A 22,655-nucleotide genomic window follows, 5' to 3' on the forward strand; every position below is an offset into this window, starting at 1 on the left:
CGACTCACCCTCCGGCGGGCAGCCCGGTGCGCGGGGCGGTCGCCAGGTGGTCGCCGACTCGCTTGACCATGAGCGTCATCTCGTACGCGACCTGGCCGACGTCGGAGTCGGCGTCGGCGAGGACCGCGAGGCAGCTGCCGTCGCCGGCGGCCATCACGAAGAGGAAGGCCTCGTCGAGCTCGACCACGGTCTGGCGGACCTTGCCCGAGTCGAAGTGGCGGCCGACGCCCTTGGCGAGGCTGTGGAAGCCGGAGGCCACGGCCGCCAGGTGCTCGCTGTCCTCGCGGGTCAGGTCGTTGGAGCTGCCGGTGGGCAATCCGTCGCCGGAGAGGACCACCGCCTTGCGGATGGAGCCGACTCGGTCGACGAGCTCGTCGAGAAGCCAGTTGAGCGGGCCGGAGCCGCGGCCCCTGGTGTCGTTTCCGGTCTGCGGTGCGGTCATCGACCGTCCCCTTCGTTCTCGATCGCGGGACCGGTGGCGGCGGGGGTGCCGGCGTCGGTCTCGGACTGCTGCTGTACGTGCTGGTTGCGGCCCGCCGTCCAGCCTCGCTGGAGTGCGGACATGCGCGCGCGCACGTCGTCCGCGTCCCGGTGGTCAACCGGTTCGGGGGCGGTGTCCGCGGGCTTCGGTGCCGGGCTGTTCTTGAGCTGTGGCGCCAGGCTGGCCTGGCGGACGCGGCGGGGCAGCCCGCCCGCGACGGTGTCGTCGGCGGCGGGTGCGGGGCCCTGTGCGGGCTTCGCGGCTCCGGACACGGGGCGGGGCTCCACCCGGCGGCCGTGTTCGGCCACCAGGGTCGGGGCGGGGCGGCGGCGCGGCAGCGGCACTGCTCCCGCCCCCTGGGCGCGGCGGCCGTCGGGGCGCACCCCGGCCTCGGCGCGCTGGGTCTCCAGCCGGACCGGACCGGTGGGGGCCAGCGACTCGCGGTCACGGCCGGCTCCCTGGCGGGCTCCGTTCCGCTCGGCGTGCGGCCGGTCGGCCGGGCGCAGGCCCAGCAGGGCGCTGCGCGGGGTGCCTCCCGGCGGGGTCTCGTCGTCGAGGGTGGCCATCGCGGGGCGGCCGCCGACTCCGGTGAGGCCGGCGATCCCGGTGGCGACGCCCCCGTCCATGACGCCGTCGAGGGCATCGGCCCCGTTCAGGTCGAGGGGGGCCTCCAGCTCGACCGGTCCGCGCAGTTCGGCGGTGGCCAGCTGGCGGGCGCCGGGCTGCCCGCGGTCCAGGGCGGCGGGTCCGGGCCGCTCGGAGGCGGCCTTGGCCGGACCGTCCAGGCGCACGCCGGTGCCGTTGGTCTCGGGGGCCTCGGTGAGCAGGGCCGAGGGCAGGAACACCACCGCGGTGGTGCCTCCGTACGGGCTGGGCTGGAGGACGACCTTGACGCCGTGGCGCTCCGCGAGGCGGCTGACGACGAAGAGGCCGAGCCGGTCGGTGTCGGAGAGCTCGAACTCGGGGGTCTCGGCGAGCCGGAGGTTCGCGTCGAGCAGGGCCTCCGGGGTCATGCCGAGGCCGCGGTCGTGGATCTCCAGGGTGAAGCCGTTGGCCACGCGTTCGCCGAGTACCTGGACCGCGGTGTGCGGCGGCGAGAACACGGTGGCGTTCTCGAGGAGTTCGGCGATGAGGTGGGTGACGTCGGCGACGGCCGGGCCGACGATGCCCAGGCGGCTGAGCCGGCGCACCTCGATGCGCTCGTAGTCCTCGACCTCGGCGACGGCGGCCCGTACGACGTCCATCAGCTGGACGGGCTTGCGCCACTGGCGGGAGGGCGCGGCGCCGGAGAGGATCACCAGGCCCTCGGCGTGGCGGCGCATGCGGGTGGTCATGTGGTCGAGGCGGAAGAGGTCGGCGAGTTCTTCGGAGTCCTCGGTGCGGCGCTCCATGGTGTCGAGGAGCGTCAGCTGGCGGTGCAGCAGCACCTGGTTGCGGCGGGCCAGGTTGACGAACACTTCGGAAACCCCGCGACGCAGCTCCGCCTGCTTGACGGCGGCCTCGACCGCGGCGCGCTGGAGGCTGTTGAGGGCCTGGCCGACCTGGCCGACCTCGTCCTTCTCGTACTCCAGGTGCGGCGACTCGGTCTCCACGTCCACGTGCTCGCCGGCGGCGAGGCGGCGCATGACGCTGGGCAGCCGGACGCCGGAGGCCTCGTGGGCGTCCTTGCGCAGGCGGGACAGGTCGCGGATGAGGTCGCGGCCGATGCGGACGGAGAGGATGAGGGACACGATCAGCGCGATGAAGCCGAGGACGCCGGCGAGGGCGGCCTGGATCATGACGTCCATGGCGACGGGCTCGATGCGCTGCTGGTAGCGGTTGCCGGCATCGGTGTTCATGGTCGCGAGGTCGGCGAGCGCCTTGCCCGCGAGCTCGTCCCACTGGGCTGCGGTCGTGCTGCGCGGGCTCTTGCTGGTGCCGGAGCTGATGAACCGTTCCTCGGCGTCGCGCAGGGCCTTGGTGTCCGAGCCCGACCAGAACCGCTCGAACCGCTCCCGGTCGTCGGCGGGAAGGGTCACGAGGTTGAACTCGTAGAGCAGTTTGCGGTTCGCGGCGAGGTCGGAGACCTGGCGGACGTTCGCGCCGTCGGCGCTGCGGGCGACGAGGGCGGAGGCCACGACGGCGTCCTCGCGGGAGAACAGCTCGCGGGCGCGGCTGATGCCGACGAGCGCCCGGCCCTCCTTGTCTACCTCCACGTTGTCCAGGCCGTGAAGGTTCATCAGGAAGTCGTAGCAGGGGTCGATGAGGCGGTTGTAGAGATCGAGCGCCTGCGTGGGGTCCACCGAGTTCTGGTCCACGGAACGGCGCACGGAGCCGATGGTGTGGAAGGCCGCGACGATGTTCTGCAGCTGCCGTCCGCTCTGCTGACTCAACTCGTCCATGACCTTGGGGTCCCGGGCGCTGACGCTGATCTTCTCGACTGCCTCGTCGGTGACGGTGCGGCTCGTGGTGAGCTCGGATATCGCCCCGGCGGCCCGCGGGTCGCCGAGCAGCACGAGGGTCTGCCGGCGTTCCTTCTGTATGACTCGGGCGATGTCCTCGACGGGGTAGCCGACCTTGTCGATGACGTAGGCCACGTCAAGGAGCTGGACGGCTTCACGGCCGGTGATGACCGTGGCGAAGCCCCAGAGGGCAGTCAGGGAGACGAGCGGTACCAGCAGCAACGCCACGATCTTCCGGCGGATGGATTTCCCGCGAAAGCGCATGGCCTCCCCAGCCTCCCCAGCTCAACCCCGTTGATCGGGGTCGGTGTTCCGTCATTTAAACGGCGTGAGCCTACTACTGACGAACCGGCGGTTCGAAGGCGTGTCCGGACGTTTTCGGCCGGACGCCCGGGCAGAGATCACCAGTTGTCCGATACTTCCGGTCAAGTGCGGCCCGATTTGTGGCAGATGACACCTGGTGGGGTCTCGGTTCCCGCGACATGATGGATGGCTGGAATTGTTCGTTCCGCGATCTTCGGGTCGGGCGGATACGTCCGGGATTCGGGAATCTCCGGGCCGCGTCGGACGTCTGTCCCAGTAGGCGGGGTGGGTAGGCATGGCGGTATGGACGACGCCGGCCGCAGGTTGGGGAGTGAGCGGACCGTGAACGGATACGAGGGCGGCGGCGGGGCGGCGGCCCCGGCGCGGCGGGCGGACGGGGCCGAGGCCGGTGGCATGCGGAGCGGGCTGTGGGTGGAGGAGCCCGCCCGGCGGCGCCGGATGCCGGACCCGGTGCGGGCGTCCGCGGTGCGGGCGGTGCTGATCGTGGCGGTGACGCTGACCCTGGCCACGATCACCTTCTACCTCACGCTGGCCGGCTCCTGGCTGGCCTTCCCGATGGCCCTGTGCGCGGTCGCGGGGACGATCGTGGCCACGTGGGGCGTGCTGGACGTGTGGATCACCCGGCAGGCGTGGAACCAGCGCCACGGGGTCCTCTCGGTGCCGAGCAGTGCGGCGCGGGGGGTCTGGGCGGGGGCGCCGCTGGCCGGGGGCTCGCGGGTGCCCGGGCGCGGCGCGGGCTGACGCGGGCGGCGCGGGGCGGCGCGGGCTGGCGCGGGGCGGCGGTGCGGGTGCCGCTGTGCCGATGCGGGCGCGGGTGCCGCTGTGCCGGGCCGGGCGCGGGCGCCGGCCGCGGGTGCCGCTGCGGGGCCGGGCGGGGCGGCGGGTGCCGGGGCCGCCGTGCGGCGCTTCTCCCCGCCCCGCCCTTTCGCCGTTTCCCGGGGCTCCGCCCCGGCCCCCGCTCCTCGAACGCCGGAGGGGCGGGACGTGGACCCGTCAGGACGGGGTGCGGCGGAACATGCGGGTTGCCGTGATCTCGCCGTGGATGGGCTCCGATTCCGGGGACTGCTGGGGCAGGCCCGGGCGGAGGTGCTCCTCCACGCTGATGTACTTCAGGCCCGCCCGCAGGTCCGCGTCGTTGCGGAGCCGGATCACCAGCGGGAACTCCGCCAGGGCCGTGGTGTCGAACAGGCCCGTGGTGTAGAGGAGCTGGACGCCGAGGGCGTCGGAGACCGCCCGCTGGAGCTCCAGCAGGTACGTGGCGTTCGCGCGGCCGATCGGGTTGTCGAGGAACAGCGTGCCCGCGTGGCGGTGCTTGTCGCGGCCGCGGTCGTTGCTGCGCAGCGCCGCCATCGTGCAGTAGAGCGCGATCGCCGCGGTGAGCAGCTGCCCGCCGGAGAACACGTCGCCCATCTGGCCGACGGGGACCCGTTCGGCTCGCAGGACCGCGTCCGGCTTGAGGATCTCCACGGAGATGCCCTTGGGTTCGAGGGCCGCCTGGACTCCCCTCAGCAGCAGGGACATGCCGTCGCGGCGGCCTTCGCCGAAGGAGGCGGTGCTGTTCTTCTTCACGGCCGAGCGCGTGGCCTCGTCGATCACCTCGCCGAGCCGCTCGGTGAGCGTGGCCTGGTCGGGCTCCTCGAAGCGGATCCGCAGGAACTCCTGGCCGGACCATTCGCCGAGGCCCTCGGGCAGCTGGGACAGGCGCTGGGCGGAGCGGAGGGTGGCCAGGGCCGACTCCACCAGGCCGCGCAGGCGGTCGACGATGCTGTCGCGGTTGCGCTCCAGCTGCGCCAGCTCGTCGGTGAGGACGCGGAGCCGGGGCGCGAAGGCCGCGGCCCAGGACGCCGCGTGCTCGGGCAGCGCGGAGGCGGGCAGTTCGCGGATCTGCTGGCGGGCGGGAGTGCGCACCTGCTCGTAGCGGGTGGCGTTGGCGTGCCGGACGAGGATGTCGCTCGCCTCGCGCACCGCGGCCTCGGCGGCCGAGAGGTCGGCCGCGCAGCCGCGCAGGGAGCGGCGGGCCTCGGAGGCCGACTGGCGGGCCTCCTCCAGCGTGCCGGGGTACGGGGCCGGCTCCTGCTCGTCCTCCGGGTGGGCGTGGTCGCGCAGCAGGTCCCGCAGGAGGGCGGCGGTCTCGTCGAAGCCCCCGGCTCCGTCCTCGGCGGTGCGGTGGGCGCGCAGCAGGTCCGCGTGGGCGGCCCGGGCGGACTCCACCGCAGCGCTGTGGGCGGCGTGCTGGGCGGTGGCGGTGCGCAGCAGGGCCACCGCCTGTTCGACGTCCCCGGGGACGAGCTCGTCGGGGAGCTCGGTGTGCGCCTCGCCGTCGGCCGGGGCGTGCCGTTCGGCCTCGCCGCGCAGCCGGCCCAGCTGCTCGCTCGCGGCGGACGCCCGGGACTCCAGCATCTGTACGAGGGCCTCGGCGCGGGCCGCCGCCGCCTGGCGGGAGGGGCCGTCGGCGCCGTCGGTGCCCTCGAGGAGCTGGGCGGCGCGGGTGCGGACCTTGTTGGTGAGGCGGTCGAGCTCGGCGAGGGCGGCGCTCTCGTCGCTCTCGGCGCGGGCCTGTTCGGCCCGCAGGTCGGCGCCGACGCCCACCTTCTCGTAGAGCTGCGAGGCGGCCCGGTAGGCCTCGCGGAGGTCGGGGAGGGGGGCCTTGCGGCTGCCGTCGTCCTCGGGGAGGGGGTCGGGGGCGCCGGCGATCTCGGCGCGTTCGGCCCGCAGGGCGCGGGCGGTGCGGCGGGCGTCGTCGGCGGCGCGCTGGGCGGCGCGGCGGTCCTCGTCCGCGGCGCGGGCGCGGTCCAGGCAGACCTCGGCGCGGGCCTCGGACTCGGCGCCCTCGTCGGCGAGTTCGCGGAGCCTGGTCTGCCAGCCGGCGCGCTCGCGCAGGCGGAACGCCAGGCCCGCGAGGGCGTCGGCTGCGCGGCGGGCGCGCTGGGCGGTGTCCTGGCGCTCGTCGCGGACGCGGGCGGCGTCGGCGGCGGCCTCGTCGGCCTCGGCGCGTACGGTACGGGCCTCCGCCAGCTCGGCGTCGGCCTCCTCGGCGAACACCCGGGCGGCCTCGGCCTGCTGCACGAGCTCGGCGAGCCGGCCGGTCGGGCAGCCGGTGCGCCAGGAGGCGAGGCGGGCGGCGAGTTCACGGTCGCCGGACAGCCGGGCGGCGAGGTCGCGGATCTCGGTGTCGCGGGCGGTGGCGCGGGCGCGCAGCGCCTGGCGCTCCTCGTCGGCGGCGTGCTCGTCGTGCATCGCCGGGTTCGGCGGGACGAGGAAGACGCCGGTGTCGGTGCCGTCGGCGGGCGGTACGGGCGCCAGCAGGGCGGCGGCGGTGCCGACGGCGACGGTGGAGCGGGGCAGCAGCGCCGCGGCGGAGAGGACCTCGCGGGCCCGGCCGTGGGTGTCGGGGTCGGTGATGACGACGCCGTCGACGAGTTCGGGGCGGGCCGCGAGGACGGCGGCGTGGTCGGCCGGGTCCACGGACTGGGCGAGGTAGCGCCAGCCGGGAAGCGCCGGGATGCCGTGCTCGCCGAGGTACTCGACGGTGGCGAGGACGTCGGGGCCCGGCGGCAGCAGGCCCCCGTCGCCGAGGGCTCCGAGGATGCGGGAGTCGTCGGCGGCGGCGGTCCGGAGCTCGAACAGCTGGCGTTCGGCGGCGGCGACGCCGTCGGTCAGCAGGCGGTGGAGGTCCGCCGCGTTCCGGTCGAGGTCCTCGGCCGTCAGCCGTCCGGCGGTGGCGGGGGCGTCCTGGGCCGTGCCGTGCGGGTCGGCGGAGGCGGGCGCAGGGTCCGCGTCCGGGGCCGACGGGAGGCCCAGGAGGGCCGCCAGGCGCGCGGATCCGGCGAGGGAGGCCGCGGCGCGGTGTTCGGCGGCGTGGGCGGCCTCGGCCGCGTCGGCGGCGTCCGCCGCGCGGGCGGCGGTGAGTTCGGCCCGGGATTCCGCGGCGGCGGCCTCCCGTGCGGCTTCGCCGGCGGTCCGGGCGGCTTCGCGCGACTCGTCCCAGGCGGCCACGGCGGTCTTCTCGGCGTCGGCTGCGGCGAGGGCCGCACGGGCCGGGTCTGCGTCGGGGGCCGAGTCGTCGAGCCAGCCCGCGCGGACGGCCTCTGCGGTCTCCTGCTCGACCTCGCCCAGCCGCGAGCGGAGGTGCTCGGCCTCGCTGCGGGCCCGCTGCGCGGCGGTGGCGGCGGCGGTGGCGTCGCGGTGGGCGGCCTCGCCGACGGCCTGGAGCTCCGCGGAGCGCTCCTCCTCCTCGTTCGCGGCCTGCTCGCCCTGTTCGGCGGCGGTGTGCAGGGCGCGTACCAGGTCGGCGGCGGCCGTGGCGCGGGCGGCCAGTGCCGGGGCGGCGTCCCGCTCGGCCTCCAGGATCGCGGCGGCGACCCGGGCGGAGCGGTCGGCGGCGGCGCGGTGGCGCAGGACGCTCTCGGCGGCCTGCCACGCGGAGTGCAGCGTACGGGCTTCGAGGAGTTCGCGGCGCCCGGCGGCGGCCGCCTTGTCGGCGACGGTGAGGGCCAGCGAGGCGTGCCGGTAGGCGAGTTCGGCGGAGACCGCGGCGCTGCGGGCGCGGGCGGACTCGGCGGCGGTGACCTCGTGGGCGGCGCCCGTGACCCGCTGGGCGAGTTCGGCGGCCCGGCCGCGTTCCTCGGCGGCGCGGGCGGAGAGCCGGCGGGCGAGGGTGCGCGTACGGCGTTCGGCGCCGGCGTGGACGTCGCGCAGCCGGGTGCGGGTCTCGGCGGCCTCGACGATGCGGGTGAGGAGGTCCACCGAGCCTGCGGTGAAGTCCCGTTCGGCCATCAGCTCGGCTCGGCGTCCCAGCTTGTTGCCGAAGCCGTGGACGAGGTCGGCGAGGCCGTCGGTGTCGCGGGTGTCGGTGACGGCCCGCAGCAGCAGGTCGGTGAAGTCGGAGTCCTTCTTGACCGCGAAGAGGCCGGCGGCCTCGCCCTCGTCGGCGTTCATCTCGCGCTGGTAGCGGAAGAGTTCGGGGTCGAGGCCGAGCTCGGTGAGGTGCTCGTTCCAGCGGTCGTGGATCTCCTCCCAGGAGACCTCCAGGTGCGGGTACGCCTTGCCGGCCTCGGTGATCGCGTCGCGGAAGCCCTTCATGGTGCGGCGGCGGCCCTGGGCGCCGGAGGCGCCTTCGACGGGCGGGCGTACGGCGGTCGCCTCGGCGACGGGCAGGTTGTCGAGGCTGAGGCCGGGGCCGGGGCGGAAGGAGTACCAGGCCTCGGCGAACTTGCGGGGGTCGTTGGAGACCTGGCGGCCGCGCCATTCGCTGACCTTGCCGACGACCACGCACTCGCCGGTCTGGGTGTGCTGCCACTCCAGGGCCACGTGGCCGCAGTCGTCGGCGAGCAGGAACTTGCGCAGCACGCCGGAGCTGGCGCCGCCGAGGGTGTTGCGGTGGCCGGGGAGCATCACCGAGAAGATCAGCTTGAGCAGGACCGACTTGCCGCCGCCGTTCTCCAGGAACAGCACGCCGGCGGGCGCGGGGCGGCGCGGCGGGCCGGTGGGCTCGTCCTCGAAGAACTCCGCCTGCATCGGCGCCGGGTGGGGCACCGGCTCGCCGACTCCGCGCAGGTCGAGCACGGTGTCGGCGTAGCGCGCGCCGGCGGGCCCGATGGAGTAGAGGCGGATCCGGGACAGCTCGTACATGGCGGCGGACTCTCGTTGCTTCTTGGTGGGTCTCGGTACGTGTGGGGCGGGTGGCTCAGGCGTGGAACGGCAGGCCGGCGTCGGCCGCCAGGTCCAGGTCGTCGCCCTCGGGCGGCGGCAGGAGGGTGGCGGAGCCGTCGGTGACGGGGACCACGCCGAGTTCCAGGAGCTCGGCCATGGCCGTGCTGCCCGCCATGTCGCGGACCTGGAGCTGGTAGCGGGGGGTGGTGCGGTAGGTGCCGCCCGACTCGTCGCCGGTGCGCTGGAGGAAGCCCGAGTCGGTGAGGAAGGCGGCGGCCTTGCCGACGATGCCGGTGGTGGAGCCCGCGAGGCGCCGGGCGTCCTTGGTGGCTCCGGTCGCGCTGCGGCGGGCGTAGACGCGCCAGGCGGCCTCCAGGCCGGGGGCGTCGGAGGCCGGGTCGGTGTTCTCGCCGAGCTCCTCGGCGCGCTCCTCCAGGCGCCGGCAGGTCTGCCGGACGAATGAGTCGACGCCGTTGACGGTGATGCGGCCGATGTAGGCGTCGTCGGCGAGGTCCTCGGGGCGGGGGAAGGCGAGGGCGGCGACGGCGAGGTGGGCGAGGCCGTGCAGGAAGCGGTCGGCGGAGTCGGCGGCGGTGCGGCGGGCGTAGTCGCCCATGCGGACGGCGAAGACGGAGTCCTCGCCCGCGGCGACCGCCATGCCGGCACGGGTGGACACCTCCAGGACGACGAGGCCGAGACCGGTGGCGACGGCGTCGGCGAGGCGGCCGAACGCGGTGTCCTCGCGGTAGCGGCGCAGCAGTTCGGCGTACTCGGCGTCGCGGGCGGGCAGCAGCTTGGGCTGGAGCCCGAAGGCGACGAGGCGGGCCGCGTCGGCGGCGTCCGCCGGGGTGACCGCCGCGGTGGCGGGCGCGGGCGCGACGGGAGCCGACGGCGCGTCGGGCTCGCTCCACGCGGTGTACTCGGCGTGGTGGTCGCTCACTGGTACGTCTCCTCGGCGGTACGGGTGGTGATCGCGGTACGGGTCGTGCCCGGTGCTGCGGGCCGCAGGCGGGGCCCGGTCCCGGTGCACGGTGCGGTACGGGTCCGCGCGTGCGGGGCGACGGGGCGCGCGGCGGGGGCGGCGGTGTTCACGCCGCCTCCGTGCGGTCGGCGGCCATGCCGGCGGCGTCCAGGAGGGCCGTGCCCACGATGAGGTCGGCGCCGCCGAACTCGGGGTCGTCGAGCTGGGTGCCGTCGTCGACGGCGAAGAGCAGCCGCTCCTCGCCCTGGCGGTACGCGGTGCCGACGGCCGGGCTCGCCGCGTGGACGGCCAGCAGCGCCACCAGGTACGGCAGGTCCGGGTCGCTGCGGCGGGCCTCCGCCAGCAGGCCGGACAGCCGGCGCGGCGCGTCGTGCGGGAGGTCCAGGAGCCGCGTCGCCGCGGCGAGCTGCTCCTCGCTGAAGCGGCTGTCGTCCGGGGTGGCGATCAGGTCGGGCTCGGGCATCTCCACGCCGAGGTGCTCCCGCTCGACCGGCGGGGTCAACAGGATGTCGACGAGGTCGGTGACCCGCACCGAGACGGGGGTGCGCAGGCCGGCCCCCGAGGCGAAGAAGGCGTCGGTGACCCGGCGGGCCCCGGCCACCGGCAGCGGCAGGATCGGCGCCACGAGCTGCCCGTACAGGTCGATGCCCGAGCGCGGCGCGGGCGCTGCGAAGGCCTGGCGGTCCTGCTCGGCGCGGAAGAGCGGGCCGGCGTCCAGCAGCCGGGACTGGAGCTGGGTGTGGCGGCGGATGCAGTCCTTGACGATGTCGACGAGTTCGGCGGCCCGCCGCTTGTTGTCGGGCTCCTCCGCCTCGTCGCGCGCCTTGCGGATGTTGGTCAGGATCGCGTTCTCGTGGCGGTAGCGGTCGGCGACGTGGTCGAGGGCCTCCTCGATCATGTCGGGCACGGACTGGAGCCAGTCCACCGCCCGGACGTTGCGCCGCGTCGCGTCCAGCGTGCGGCGCAGGGTCTCCGCGTACTGCACGGTCCGGTAGCGGGCCTGTTCGGCGGCGAGTTGGGCGTCGGCGAGCCGGCCGCGGCTGATCAGCACCTCCAGCTTCACCTCGGCGGCGATCTGCGCGCTGGTGACGTCGGTGTCGAGGGCGCCGACGAGTACGTTGACCGCCTCGTCCGTGGTGCGCAGGTAGACCGCGCCGCCGTGGCCCGGGACCTCTTCGATCAGCTTGAAGTCGTAGTCGCGGCGCACGTAGACGCCGTCCGCGCCGAAGGTGCCGTAGATCGCGCGGAAGCCGCGGTCGACGCTGCCGACGTTGATCAGGTTCTCCAGCACCCAGCGGGCCACCCGCTCGTGCTCGGCGGCCGGGCGGGCCGGGGCCTGGGCGGCGACGCGCGGCAGCAGGCGGGCCACTATCTGCTCGTGGTCGGCGCCCGTGTCGAAGTCCATGTTCAGCGTGACCAGGTCGATCGCGGAGAGCGCCACCTCGGCCATGGCGTAGACCCCGTACTCGCCGGCCAGATTGGCCTTGCGGACGTCGAGGTCGTGCAGCGGGGCGGTGCAGGCGAGGGCGCGCAGCCGCCGGGCCAGGCCCTCGTCGGCGGCCGGGCCCGGGGCCGGGGACGGAAGGGTCTTCGCCGGGGCGGGGAAAGTCACGGACAAAGACTAGGCGCTGACCCTGACAACATCCCAAACGCGGGGGTTCGGCCGGATCGTTCTGATCGTCCGGGGCTGCCCCCGGGCGGGCTGCTCTACCCTCGGCGCATGGCTTCCATGATCGCATCCACTGCCGTGATCGACCTCAACGCCGATCTCGGCGAGGGTTTCGGGCGCTGGACGCTCACCGACGACGAGGCCCTGCTGTCCGTCGTGACGAGCGCCAACGTCGCCTGCGGCTTCCACGCCGGGGACCCGTCCATCATGCGCCAGGTCTGCGAGCTGGCCGCGGCCCGGGGCGTACGGATCGGCGCCCAGGTCTCCTACCGCGACCTGGCGGGCTTCGGCCGGCGCTCCATGGACGTGCCGCCCGGCGAGCTCGCCGACGAGGTGGCCTACCAGATCGGGGCGCTGGAGGTGTTCGCGCGGGCGGCCGGTTCCCGGGTGTCGTACGTGAAGCCGCACGGTGCGCTCTACAACCGCACCGTGCACGACGCCGACCAGGCGGCCGCCGTGGTCGCCGGGGTCCGGCTCGCGGCCGGGGCGGGCGCCACCGGGGGGCTGCCGGTGCTGGGGCTGCCCGGGTCGCTGCTGCTCGCCGCCGCGGAGGAGGCCGGGCTGGCGCCCGTGGCCGAGGCCTTCGCCGACCGCGCCTACACGCCCGCCGGGACGCTGGTGCCGCGCGGCGAGCCGGGCGCGGTGCTGCACGACCCTGACGCGCTGGTGGAGCGGGCCGTGCGGATGGCGGCCGGGGGGACGGTGCGGGCGGCCGACGGCTCGCCGGTGCCGGTCGCGGCCCGCTCCCTGTGCCTGCACGGGGACACCCCGGGGGCCGCCGGTCTGGCCCGCCGGGTCCGGGAGGCGCTGGGCGCGGCCGGGGTGCGGGTGGAGGCCTTCGCGTGAGGAGCCTGGTGGTGGGCGGCGGGGCGCTGCTGATCGAGCTGGATTCGGCGGCGGAGGTCGCCGCGCTCCACGCCGAGCTGCTGCGCCGCCGGGATGCGGGCGAGCTGGGCCCCGTACGGGAGCTGGTGCCCGCGGCCCGGACCGTGCTCCTGGACGGCGTACGGGATCCGGCCGCGCTCGGCGCCCGGATCGCGCGGTGGGAGGTGCCGCCGCTCGCGCCCTCGCAGGGCCCGCTGGTGACGGTGGAGGTGCGGTACGACGGGCCGGACCTGGCGGAGGCGGCCCGGCTGTGGGGGGTGGCCCCCGCGGAGGTGCCGGGCATCGTCGGCGCCACCGAGTTCCGGGTGGCCTTCTGCGGCTTCGCCCCGGGCTTCGGCTACCTGACGGGCCTGCCGGAGCGGTTCCACCTGCCCCGGCGGGACACGCCCCGGCCGTCCGTGCCCGCGGGCTCGCTGGCGCTGGCCGGGGAGTACGCGGGGGTGTACCCGCGCTCCTCCCCCGGCGGCTGGCAGCTGATCGGCTCCACGGAGGCGGTGCTCTGGGACCCGGAGCGGGAGCCGACGGCCCTGTTCGCGCCGGGTGTCCGGGTGCGGTTCACGGAGGCGGCCGGATGAGCGGGCTGCTGGTGATCAGGCCGGGCGCGCTGACCACGGTCCAGGACCGGGGCCGCCCGGCGTACGCGCACCTGGGGGTCCCCCGCTCCGGGGCCCTGGACACGGCGGCGCACGCGCTGGCCAACCGGCTGCTCGGCAACCCGCCCGACGCGGCGGCGCTGGAGACCACCCTGGACGGGGTCGCCCTGCGGGCCCTCGCCGCGACGACGGTGGCGGTCACGGGCGCGCCGTGTTCCGTACGGGTCTCCGGGCGCCCGGTGGCCTGGGGGGCGCCGGTGCGGCTGTCGCCGGGGGCGGAGCTGGAGGTGGGCCGGGCGGAATCCGGGGTGCGCAGCTACGTCGCGGTGCGGGGCGGGCTGGCCGTCGCGCCGGTCCTGGGCAGCCGCTCGACCGACCTGCTGTCGGGTCTGGGCCCGCCCGTGCTGACGGCGGGGACCGTGCTGGCGGTGGGGGCGGCGGCCGCGGAGCCGGTGGCCGGCGCGGACGCCTGGGGGCTGGCGGGGGCCCCGTCGGAGCTGTTGCTGCCGCTGCGGCTCGGGCCGCGGGCCGACTGGTTCACCGAAGCCTCGGTCACCGGGCTGTGGCGGGCGGTGTTCCGGGTGTCGGCGATGTCGAACCGGATCGGGCTGCGCACGGAGGCCGGTTCCCCGCTGGTCCGTGCCCGGGCCGGCGAGCTGCCGAGCGAGGGGATGGTGCTGGGGGCGGTCCAGGTGCCGCCGGACGGCCTGCCCGTGGTGTTCCTGGCCGACCACCCGGTGACGGGCGGCTATCCGGTGGTGGGCGTGGTCCCGCCCGGCCCGGCGCTGGATGCTGCGGCGCAGGCCCGTCCGGGGACCGCCGTGCGGTTCACCCGGGCCTGACGGGACGCAGGGGGCTCCTGCGGTCGACCCGATGGGGTCGTGCACCTGATGGGGTCGTGCACCTGATGGGGCCGTGCACCTGATGGGGCCGTGCGCACTGATGGGCGGGGACCCTGCCGGGGTCCCCGGGCTGTCGGCCGGGACGCAGCCTGCCGAGGGCGTCCCCCACGGGCCGGGCACCGGCCCCCGATTCGTCCACGCACGTCCCCCGTCCGTGGACCGCTGTCCATGGCGTGCGCTACACGGCGGATTCCGGAGTGATCCGGCTGCGGACCGCCGACTGTACGTCCTCTTCCTCGGCCGGGTCCGCCGCCAGGCGGCGCAGCCGGGGGGCCACGCGGGCATCGGCGGTCTCGGCGTGGCGGGCGGCCACCTCGCGGGTGGTCTCCTCGCAGTCCCACAGGCATTCGACGGCGAAGCCCGCCGCGAAGGTGGGGTCCGTGCTGGCCAGGGCCTGGGCGGCGCGGCCGCGCAGGTGCGAGGAGGCGGTCTCGCGGTAGACGTGGCGCAGCACGGGGGCCGCGCAGCCGATCGCGAGCCGGCCGGCGCCGTCCACCAGGGCGAAGAGCCGCTGGGTGTCGGGGCCCGAGCCCCGGACGGTGGAGCGGAGCGCCCCCAGGACGAGTCCGGCGTCCTCGGCGCCGCCGCGGGCGGCGAGGACGGCCGCTGCTGCCGCTCCGAGGGCGTCGGGGCGGTGGACCCAGCGCCGGGCCCGTTCGACGGCCTCGGGGCCGCACATGCGCTCGTAGGCGGCCACGGCGGGTTCGTCCGCGGCGGCTTCGATGAGGTCCAGTACGGCCGGGTTCTCCGGTTCGGCGAGGACCAGGTGGTGCAGGGCGGTGGCACGGGCGGCCTCGCCGCTGTGGCCGGCGGCGGCCGCGAAGACCGCGGGGCGGTCCTCGGGCTGGGCCACGGCGGCCAGGCAGCGGGCGGCGGGCACGTGCAGCGGCGTGCCGCGGCGCAGGCCGTCGGCGGCCCATTCGAAGACCGCCTGGACGCCCCAGCCCGGCCGGGGCCCGCTGGGGGTCATCTGGCGCTGCCAGCGGTCGAAGGAGCCCTGCTGCCGGGCGGCGCGCAGGCGCTCCCCGTACAACGGCGACTCTTCCCACAGGCACCACGGCCTGGGCTCGTAGGCGTCGCGGACCGCGGCGGCCAGCCGCGCCTCGCCCTCCGCCGTGGCGGGGAAGCGGGCCAGGACGGACGCCCCGAGGGAGCGCAGCCCCTCGTCGTCGTCGCGCAGGGCGAGCTCGTCGAGGGCCCAGGCCCAGTTCGCCCCGGAGGCGGCGTAGCGGCGCAGCAGCATCAGCGCGTCGTCGCGGCCGTACGAGGCCAGGTGGCCGAGCACGGACAGGGCGAGGCCGGTCCTGTGGTCCTCTTCGTCGACGAGGTCGTCGGCGCTGAAGAGGTGGCTCTCGATCTCGGCGAGGGGGCCGTCGAGATCCAGGTAGAGCCTGGCGTAGTACAGGGAGCGGTTCTCGACCTGCCAGTCCTGTCGCGGATCGCGGAGCACGCACTGGTTGAGGGCCGCGAGGGCCTCGGCCCTGGGCGCTGCGAGTGCGTGCAGCGTGCCGTCGCCGCGGCCGCGCTGGAGGAGCCCGAGCAGGGTACCGCTCGGCGCTATGACTGGTTCGAACATGGGAATGGCCTCAAATCAAGCTGGGGACGCAACCGGGAATCGTGATTCACAGGGCCGCGTAACAGCATGTGAGGGCGTTCGCCGTCTTGTTCCGCTCGATGTAGACCATTGCCTTCTCACTCTCGTCGGTGCTTCGTGACCATGGCGGCCGGACTCGGCCGGGACACCCTTCGCGTCATGCCGTCCTGCCCGTCCCCCGTGCTCGCGAATCGAATCCGACGCCATGATGACCCAGCCGGTTTGTGCACCGCGACCACATTTACGGCTGCCGTGATCAACCTGTGAGGTCTGTACCGGTCGGCGGGCGGCAAAAAGCGGACTACTTGGCTCCGAAGAGTTCCAGCAGGTCGGCCTTGGCGAACATGCGCGCCGTGTCGACGGCGGAGGGGGTTCCGGCGTTCGGGTCGGCGCCGCCCGCGAGCAAGGCGCGGATGACCGCCTCCTCGCCCTTGAAGACGGCGCCGGCGAGGGGGGTCTGGCCGCGGTCGTTGGCGCGGTCGGCCTCGGCTCCGCGGGCCAGCAGGGTCGTGACCGTCCCCGCGTGGCCGTGGTAGGCGGCCAGCATGACGAGGGTGTCGCCGCGGTCGTTGGTGAGGTTCGCCGGGACGCCCGCGTCGAGGTAGGCGGTGAGCTGTGCGGTCTCACCCTGACGGGCGAGGTCGAAGATCTTGGTGGCCAGTTCGATGACGTCCTCGTCGAGGGCCTCGGGAGAGGTGCCTTCGGTGTGCTCGCTCATCGTGCGTACCGCCTTTCACTCGCTGCTGGCATGAAGCTTCCCCGGGCCGTGCGGGCAGGGGGGTGCACGGCGCTGCGTCCGTACGGGTGAATCGCCAGAGTAGCGCCCGGACCTGCACATGTACGGCCCGGGCCGAGGCAATGATCACCCTCGACCCCCTTTGTGCCGGACGCGCCAGCCGGGATGAGCCGGTCAAGTGAAAAACCCACCGATTCACCCGTATGCACCTTTTGTCGCATTGATACTTCCTGTGAGCCTGGGACAACTGATGGTGACTGTCCCCACCCACCAGGAGAACCTCTCATGGTCTTGTCCATCTCGGGCGTCGTCCTGCTAGGCATCATCGCCTTCCTGTTCTTCAAGAAGGACGGGATGAAGCTGACGCACGCGTTCGTCTGCTCCCTCTTCGGCTTCTTCCTCGCCGGTTCCGCCATCGCCCCGAGCATCACGGCGTCCACGGCGAGCCTCGCGAGCCTGCTCGGCGGGATCAAGCTCTAGCCCGGCCACCGCACCGCGACACCAGCAACACCCGAATCACACGTCACACCCACAACTCCAGGAGACGCCCGTGGCCCGGCGCCCACTTCCCCGCATCCTCAGCAGCGGCACCGCCTCGCTGGCCCGGGGCCGCGACTTCGCTCGCACGGCCGCCGACAGCGCCACGGACGTCCTCCATCCGCTCCTCACCATCGGACGCGGCCTGCGCATCCTGGCCTCGGCCGGGCGGCGCACATGGTCCGGGACCCCCAAGGACAAGCGTGGTCCCGCGCTGTTCCTGGGTGCCGCCTGCGTCCTCGTGGTCGCACTCGTCCCCTACGGCCCGCTCCTCGCCCTGATCACCCTCATGGCGGCGGCGGCCTGGCAGGGGCGCGACCGCAATCCGGTGAAGACCGGGCCCAGCGAGGCCGAGACCGAACGGCTCGGCTCCCTCTACGAAGCCCTCGTGCCGTACTTCTCCATCCCGGAGGACCCGAGTCCGCTCTTCGCCCACGGCGGGGAGTGGGACAAGGCCTTCAGCGGCTACGAGTTCGACGAGGCGGGCCGCGTCACCCGGCTCCACATCCGCTACCCGGCCTACTTCACCGATGGCGAGGCCGCTTCGCGGGCCCGGATCGAGGCACTGCTGCACGCCAAGTCCGGGCGCGGACGGGAGTATCTCTTCGACTGGGACGAGGAGGGCAACCAGCTCGACCTGCGTGTGCTGGCGGCGCTGCCGACGGGCATCGCCGCCCAGCCCTTCGTGACCTCCCCCGGGGAGACCGTGCTCGGCTTCACCGACTCCGGCAGCGTGCAGCGCACCCTGCCCGTCCTGGAGGGCGGCGAACCCAAGGACGTACCGCCCGTGATCTGGCGGACCGGCCCCCGCTCCACCGAGCCCCACCTGCTGGCCGTCGGCCAGCCCGGCAGCGGCACCACCAGCCTGCTGCGCTCCATCGCCCTGCAGGCCCTGCGGCACGGCGGTGACGTACTGATCGTCGACGGCGGCGGCAGCGGCGAGTACGCCTGCCTCTCCGGCCGCAGCGGCGTCCTCGCCGTGGAGTCCGGGCCCACCGGGGCGCTGGCCACCCTGGAATGGGCCGCCCAGGAGACCGAACGACGGCTCGTGGCCACCCACCGGGCCCGGGAGGCGGGCCGCCCCGCGCCCGAGGACACCAGGCGCCCCCTGTGGATCCTGCTGGACCAGCCCAGCGTGCCGGCCCACCTCGCTGCCGCCGAGGGACTCCCCGATCCGCTGGCCCGGCTCCAGGTGCCGCTGCGGCACGGCCGGGCCGCGCACGTCACGGTGGCGGTGGCCGAGCAGTTCGACCACCTGGAACTGCTGAACGACGCCGTCTGGCAGCACACCCGGGCCCGGGTCGTGCTCGGGCACGCCGCGATCCAGCAGATCGCCGACGTGCTGGGCCTGCCGCCGCACACCACGCCCCCCGCGCAGGTGCCGCCGGGGCGCGGGTACGCCCGGCTCGGCGCGGGCCCCGTCCACCGGCTCCAGGTGCCCTCCACCCCGGACCCGTACGACGACGCCACGCACCCGGCGTACCGCCAGGCGGTGCTGGCGCTCCTGCCCGAACGCGGCCCCGAGCAGGACGCCGACGGGGCACGGGTCACGCTGACGAAGGCGGTCCGGGCGCAGCCGCCCGCCCAGGGCCCGGCCGTCGACACCGCGGAGATCCCGGAAGTGGCGGCCGAGGCCCCCTGACCCCGGCCGGGTGCCCGCGGGGGCTCAGGCGACGAACGTGCGCGGGGGTTCGGCACTGCCGCCGGCCGCGCCCGTGCCGACCAGCCGGGCCGCCGCGGCCAGCCGGCCGGCGGCCTCGTCGGCCACCGGTCCGCCCACCGTGAAGGGCAGCCGTACGTAGCCCTCGAAGGCCCCGTCCACACCGAAGCGGGGGCCCGAGGGGACGCGCACGCCGACCCGCTCCCCCACCTCGGCCAGCCGGGACCCGGAGAGCCCGCCCGCGCGGGCCCACAGGGTCAGCCCGCCCTGCGGGATCTCGAACTCCCAGTCGGGCAGCTCCCGGCGGACCGCCGCCACCAGGGCGTCGCGGTTGTCGCGGGCCTGCTCGCGGCGGATGGCGACGGCCTCCTGCCAGCCGCCGGTCCGCATCAGCCAGTTCACCGCGAGCTGCTCCAGCACGGGGGTGCCCAGGTCGGCGTAGGCGCGCGCGGCCACCAGGCTGCGGATGACGTCGGGGGCCGCGCGGACCCAGCCGATCCGCATCCCGGCCCAGAAGGCCTTGCTGGCCGAGCCCACGGTGATCACCGTGGAGCCGGCCGGATCGAAGGAGCAGACCGGGCGGGGCATCTCCAGACCGGGCTCCAGCTTGAGCTCCAGCATCGTCTCGTCCGCGACCAGGACGGTGCCCGCCGCCCGGGCCGCCTCCACCATCGCCCGGCGCTGCTCCTCGGAGGCCAGGGCCCCGGTCGGGTTGTGGAAGTCGGCCACGACGTACGCGAGGCGGGGGGCCGAGTCGCGCAGCACCTGGCGCCAGACGTCCATGTCCCAGCCGGCCAGCCCCTCGGCCATGGCCACGGGCACGAGGCGGGCCCCGGCGGCGCGCATCAGCTGCAGGATGTTCGCGTAGGACGGGGACTCCACGGCGATCCGCTCCCCGCGCCCGGCGAAGAGGCTGCAGATGGCGTCGATGGCGCCCATCGCCCCGGTGGTGACCATGATCTGCTCGGGCATGGTGGGGATGCCCTGCTCGCTGTAGCGGTCGGCGAGCATCCGCCGCAGCGCGGGCAGGCCCGCCGGGTAGTCCCCGTGGGTGTGCGCGTACGGCGGCAGCTCCTCGAGGGCGCCCTGGACGGCCTTGGTCAGCCACGGCTCGGGGGCCGGGAGCGCGGCGCAGCCCAGGTCGATCATGGAGCCGAGGGATTCGGGCGGCAGCGGCTCCAGCCCGCGGGCGGGCAGCGGGTTCCCGGCGGGGACGGAGGTCCAGCTTCCGGCGCCGCGGCGGGACTCCAGGAACCCCTCCCCGCGCAGGGCCTCGTAGGCGGCGGCGACGGTGGTGCGGCTGAGGGAGAGGGAGCCGGCCAGCTCCCGCTCGGCGGGCAGCCGGGCGGCGACCGGAACGCGGCCTTCCAGGACGAGCAGCCGGATCCCGTCGGCGAGGGTGCGGTACGCGGGCAGTTTGCGGGCGCCCGGGACTGCGGGCCGCTCCTGCTGCGAGGTGATGAGACGGGCGAGCTGTGCGGCGCCGACCGCCGAGGTCCATTCGGCCATGCGTCCGGTCCACCTTCGTCGGATTGGCCCCGGCCGGATCCATCACCGGCCAGGATTGGCTTGGGAACTGCGGACCCAGCCTGCCACGTACCAGTCCACCCGCACCAGGGGCGGTCCTCCCCACAACCGGTCTTCGACTGCCCGACCGCTTCCGGTCACCGCGGGGCGGCCCGCGCGGGGGATACTGCGCGCGTGACGCACGTACGCCTTCGCCATCCGTATCTGGACCACCCGGCTCCGATCCCCTTCGCCCACCGGGGAGGCGCCGCGGACGGGCTGGAGAACACCTCCGCCGCCTTCCGCCGGGCCGCCGACGCGGGCTACCGGTACTTCGAGACCGATGTGCACGCCTCCGCCGACGGGAAGCTCGTCGCCTTCCACGACTCCACGCTGGACCGGGTCACCGACGGGACGGGCCGGATCGCCGAGCTGCCCTGGAAGCGGATCCGCGAGGCCCGGGTGGCGGGCGCCGAGCCCCTCGCCCTCTTCGAGGACCTGCTGGAGGAGTTCCCGGACGCCCGCTGGAACATCGACGTCAAGGCCGAGTCGGCCCTGCACCCGCTGGTCAACCTGATCGCGCGGAAGGGCGTCTGGGACCGGGTGTGCGTGGGCTCCTTCTCGGAGAGCCGGGTCGCCCGGGCCCAGAAGATCGCCGGCCCCCGGCTGGCGACCTCCTACGGCGTGCGCGGGGTGGTCGGCCTGCGGCTGCGCTCGTTCGCGATCCCGGCGGCACTGCGGGTGGGAGCGGTGGCGGCGCAGGTTCCGGAGACCCAGGCGGGCATCCGCGTGGTCGACCGGAGGTTCGTACGCACCGCGCACGAACGGGGACTCCAGGTGCACGTGTGGACCGTGAACGAACCGGAACGCATGGAGGCTCTCCTGGACCTGGGAGTCGATGGCATCATGACCGACCGGATCGACATCTTGCGCACGGTGCTGGACCGCCGCGGAGCCTGGGCCTGAGAAGGCCGGGGGGCGCCCGCGCGGGGCCCGGCGGGCCGTGCGGTACGGGGACCAGCGAGGGGGCACCGAAATGAGTGCGCAGACCGAGGACGAAGCGGAGTCCGGGGCCGACGGCGGCAGATCGGGCACCGACGCGACGGCCGACCCGGCCGCGGCGGCCGCACGCAAGCGCGAGCAGCGCGGCTGGTACTTCTACGACTTCGCCGTGTCGGTGTACTCGGCGAGCGTGCTCACGGTGTTCCTCGGGCCCTACCTGACCTCGATCGCCCGGGCCGCGGCCGACGCCGAGGGCTTCGTCCACCCGCTGGGCATCCCGGTGCGGGCCGGGTCCTTCTTCGCGTACGCGGTCTCCGCCTCGGTGATCCTGGCCGTGGTGCTCATGCCGCTGGTGGGCGCGGTCGCCGACCGGAGCGGGCGCAAGAAGCCGATGCTGGCGGTGGCGGCCTACACGGGCGCCGCCGCGACGACCGGGATGTTCTTCCTGGGCGGTGAGCGCTATCTGCTCGGCGGACTGCTGCTGGTCGTGGCGAACGCCTCGCTGTCCATCTCGATGGTGCTGTACAACGCCTACCTGCCGCAGATCTCCACGCCGGACGAGCGCGACACCGTCTCCTCGCGCGGCTGGGCCTTCGGCTACACCGCGGGCTCCGTGATGCTCGTCGTGAACCTGGTGCTCTACATGGGCCACGACTCCTTCGGCCTCACCGAGGGCATGGCGGTACGGATCTGCCTGGCCTCCGCGGGACTGTGGTGGGGGGCCTTCGCGCTGATCCCGCTGCGCCGGCTGCGGGACCGGAAGGTGGTCCGCGAGCCCGGCGAGGGCCCGGCGGTCAGCGGCTGGAAGCAGCTCGTCGCCACCTTGAAGGACATGCGGCGCTACCCGCTGACCCTGTCCTTCCTGCTCGCGTACCTCATCTACAACGACGGCGTGCAGACGGTGATCTCCCAGGCCTCCATCTACGGCTCGGAGGAGCTGGAGCTGGACCAGTCCACCCTGATCGGGGCGGTGCTGCTGGTGCAGGTCCTGGCGGTGGCCGGCGCGCTGGCGATGGGCCGTCTCGCGGTCACGTACGGCGCGAAGCGGACGATCCTGGGCTCGCTGGCCGCATGGGCGCTGACCCTGGCGGCCGGCTACTTCCTTCCGGCCCGGACTCCGGTCTGGTTCTTCGCGCTCGCCGCGATGATCGGGCTGGTGCTGGGCGGCAGCCAGGCGCTGTCGCGCTCGCTCTTCTCGCACCTGGTGCCCGCGGGCAAGGAGGCCGAGTACTTCTCCGCGTACGAGATGAGCGACCGCGGCCTGAGCTGGGTCGGCCCCCTCGTCTTCGGCCTGACGTACCAGCTCACGGGCAGCTACCGGGACGCGATCATCTCGCTGGTGGTCTTCTTCGCACTGGGTTTCGTGCTGCTCGCGAGGGTGCCGGTGCGGCGCGCGGTGGAGGCGGCAGGCAATCCTGTACCCGAACGGATCTGAGAGGTGTCCGTGAGCGCGCCCGGCCCGCATCCACGAACGAATTCCGAACGAATTTAGACGTTGAAGCAAAGGGCCGGTAGTGTACGCCTTTGGCCTGCCAGGCGGACCGTTACTGCGCGCTCAAGAAGCGTGGACGGTGGGTGACATCTGCTGCCAGATGTGACAAAACGGGCATTGGTGGGTACAACAAGGGGCGGCACGACGGGCGACGCATGACCCGGATCGGGAATCAATACCGCCGACCGGACGTTGACCG

16 protein-coding genes and 1 pseudogene are annotated in these 22,655 nt (G+C 74.8%); 8 read left to right on the top strand and 9 right to left on the bottom strand.

Features of this window, described 5'->3' with window-relative positions; genetic code table 11:
• Positions 1-4 precede the first annotated feature (4 nt).
• Positions 5-442, bottom strand: coding sequence for a roadblock/LC7 domain-containing protein (locus ACIGFK_RS38610; RefSeq protein ID WP_365180471.1), 438 nt, complete (start codon positions 440-442; stop codon positions 5-7).
• Positions 439-3,186 carry a nitrate- and nitrite sensing domain-containing protein gene (locus tag ACIGFK_RS38615; protein WP_400055569.1) on the bottom strand — a complete coding sequence of 916 codons (2,748 nt, stop codon included), beginning with the start codon at positions 3,184-3,186 and terminating at the stop codon, positions 439-441. The genes ACIGFK_RS38610 and ACIGFK_RS38615 overlap by 4 nt, the downstream gene beginning before the upstream one ends.
• A 342-nt stretch (positions 3,187-3,528) precedes the next feature.
• On the opposite strand from ACIGFK_RS38615, the pseudogene ACIGFK_RS38620 reads away from it, so the two are divergent.
• Positions 3,529-3,930 (top strand): annotated as a pseudogene (locus tag ACIGFK_RS38620) (hypothetical protein); the annotation flags it as partial.
• Between the two features lie 309 nt (positions 3,931-4,239).
• Here the strand turns inward: ACIGFK_RS38620 and ACIGFK_RS38625 are convergent.
• Genes ACIGFK_RS38625 through ACIGFK_RS38640 form a run of 4 tightly spaced genes read right to left on the bottom strand, consistent with a single transcriptional unit; the run spans position 4,240 to position 11,492 of the window.
• Positions 4,240-8,877: a hypothetical protein gene (locus ACIGFK_RS38625; protein ID WP_400055571.1), complete on the bottom strand. Its 4,638-nt coding sequence runs from the start codon at positions 8,875-8,877 to the stop codon at positions 4,240-4,242.
• A gap of 55 nt (positions 8,878-8,932) precedes the next feature.
• Positions 8,933-9,838, bottom strand: coding sequence for a hypothetical protein (locus ACIGFK_RS38630; protein ID WP_400055573.1), 906 nt, complete (start codon positions 9,836-9,838; stop codon positions 8,933-8,935).
• The gene (locus tag ACIGFK_RS38635) at positions 9,835-9,990 is read right to left on the bottom strand and encodes a hypothetical protein (RefSeq protein ID WP_376660284.1); all 156 of its coding nucleotides are present in this window, start codon (positions 9,988-9,990) and stop codon (positions 9,835-9,837) included. The genes ACIGFK_RS38630 and ACIGFK_RS38635 overlap by 4 nt, the downstream gene beginning before the upstream one ends.
• Positions 9,987-11,492 (bottom strand): hypothetical protein, encoded by a 1,506-nt coding sequence (locus ACIGFK_RS38640; RefSeq protein WP_376660285.1) that lies wholly within the window; start codon positions 11,490-11,492, stop codon positions 9,987-9,989. Before ACIGFK_RS38640 ends, ACIGFK_RS38635 begins: the two co-directional genes overlap by 4 nt.
• 135 nt (positions 11,493-11,627) lie before the next feature.
• Between ACIGFK_RS38640 and ACIGFK_RS38645 the strand changes: the two genes are divergently transcribed.
• From ACIGFK_RS38645 to ACIGFK_RS38655, 3 genes are read left to right on the top strand one after another with little or no spacing between them, the layout of a single operon-like run.
• A complete protein-coding gene (locus tag ACIGFK_RS38645; RefSeq protein ID WP_376660294.1) occupies positions 11,628-12,395 on the top strand; it encodes a LamB/YcsF family protein in 768 nt (255 codons plus the stop codon).
• Positions 12,392-13,009 carry an allophanate hydrolase subunit 1 gene (locus tag ACIGFK_RS38650; RefSeq protein ID WP_376660286.1) on the top strand — a complete coding sequence of 206 codons (618 nt, stop codon included), beginning with the start codon at positions 12,392-12,394 and terminating at the stop codon, positions 13,007-13,009. Before ACIGFK_RS38645 ends, ACIGFK_RS38650 begins: the two co-directional genes overlap by 4 nt.
• Positions 13,006-13,869: a biotin-dependent carboxyltransferase family protein gene (locus ACIGFK_RS38655; protein ID WP_386472391.1), complete on the top strand. Its 864-nt coding sequence runs from the start codon at positions 13,006-13,008 to the stop codon at positions 13,867-13,869. Before ACIGFK_RS38650 ends, ACIGFK_RS38655 begins: the two co-directional genes overlap by 4 nt.
• A 238-nt stretch (positions 13,870-14,107) precedes the next feature.
• On the opposite strand, the gene ACIGFK_RS38660 is transcribed toward ACIGFK_RS38655, so the two are convergent.
• Both ACIGFK_RS38660 and ACIGFK_RS38665 read right to left on the bottom strand, forming a co-directional pair.
• Positions 14,108-15,505, bottom strand: coding sequence for a HEAT repeat domain-containing protein (locus ACIGFK_RS38660; protein WP_376660288.1), 1,398 nt, complete (start codon positions 15,503-15,505; stop codon positions 14,108-14,110).
• 319 nt (positions 15,506-15,824) lie between these two features.
• The gene (locus ACIGFK_RS38665) at positions 15,825-16,241 is read right to left on the bottom strand and encodes an ankyrin repeat domain-containing protein (protein ID WP_376660289.1); all 417 of its coding nucleotides are present in this window, start codon (positions 16,239-16,241) and stop codon (positions 15,825-15,827) included.
• A gap of 303 nt (positions 16,242-16,544) precedes the next feature.
• Here ACIGFK_RS38665 and ACIGFK_RS38670 point away from each other — a divergent pair, with 303 nt between their 5' ends.
• On the top strand, positions 16,545-16,739 hold the full coding sequence (locus tag ACIGFK_RS38670; protein ID WP_136210723.1) for a hypothetical protein: 195 nt from the start codon (positions 16,545-16,547) through the stop codon (positions 16,737-16,739).
• Positions 16,740-16,809: 70 nt separating this feature from the next.
• Positions 16,810-18,438, top strand: coding sequence for a hypothetical protein (locus ACIGFK_RS38675; RefSeq protein WP_376660290.1), 1,629 nt, complete (start codon positions 16,810-16,812; stop codon positions 18,436-18,438).
• Positions 18,439-18,462: 24 nt separating this feature from the next.
• On the opposite strand, the gene ACIGFK_RS38680 is transcribed toward ACIGFK_RS38675, so the two are convergent.
• Entirely contained in the window at positions 18,463-19,965 is a 1,503-nt protein-coding gene (locus tag ACIGFK_RS38680; protein ID WP_376660291.1) for a PLP-dependent aminotransferase family protein, read from the bottom strand.
• 192 nt (positions 19,966-20,157) lie between these two features.
• Here ACIGFK_RS38680 and ACIGFK_RS38685 point away from each other — a divergent pair, with 192 nt between their 5' ends.
• On the top strand, positions 20,158-20,928 hold the full coding sequence (locus ACIGFK_RS38685) for a glycerophosphodiester phosphodiesterase (RefSeq protein WP_376660292.1): 771 nt from the start codon (positions 20,158-20,160) through the stop codon (positions 20,926-20,928).
• A 70-nt stretch (positions 20,929-20,998) separates the two neighbouring features.
• On the top strand, positions 20,999-22,399 hold the full coding sequence (locus ACIGFK_RS38690; protein WP_376660293.1) for an MFS transporter: 1,401 nt from the start codon (positions 20,999-21,001) through the stop codon (positions 22,397-22,399).
• Positions 22,400-22,655 lie beyond the last annotated feature (256 nt).

Source organism: Streptomyces sp. NPDC085524 (assembly GCF_044541755.1).
Classification (GTDB): Bacteria; Actinomycetota; Actinomycetes; order Streptomycetales; family Streptomycetaceae; genus Streptomyces.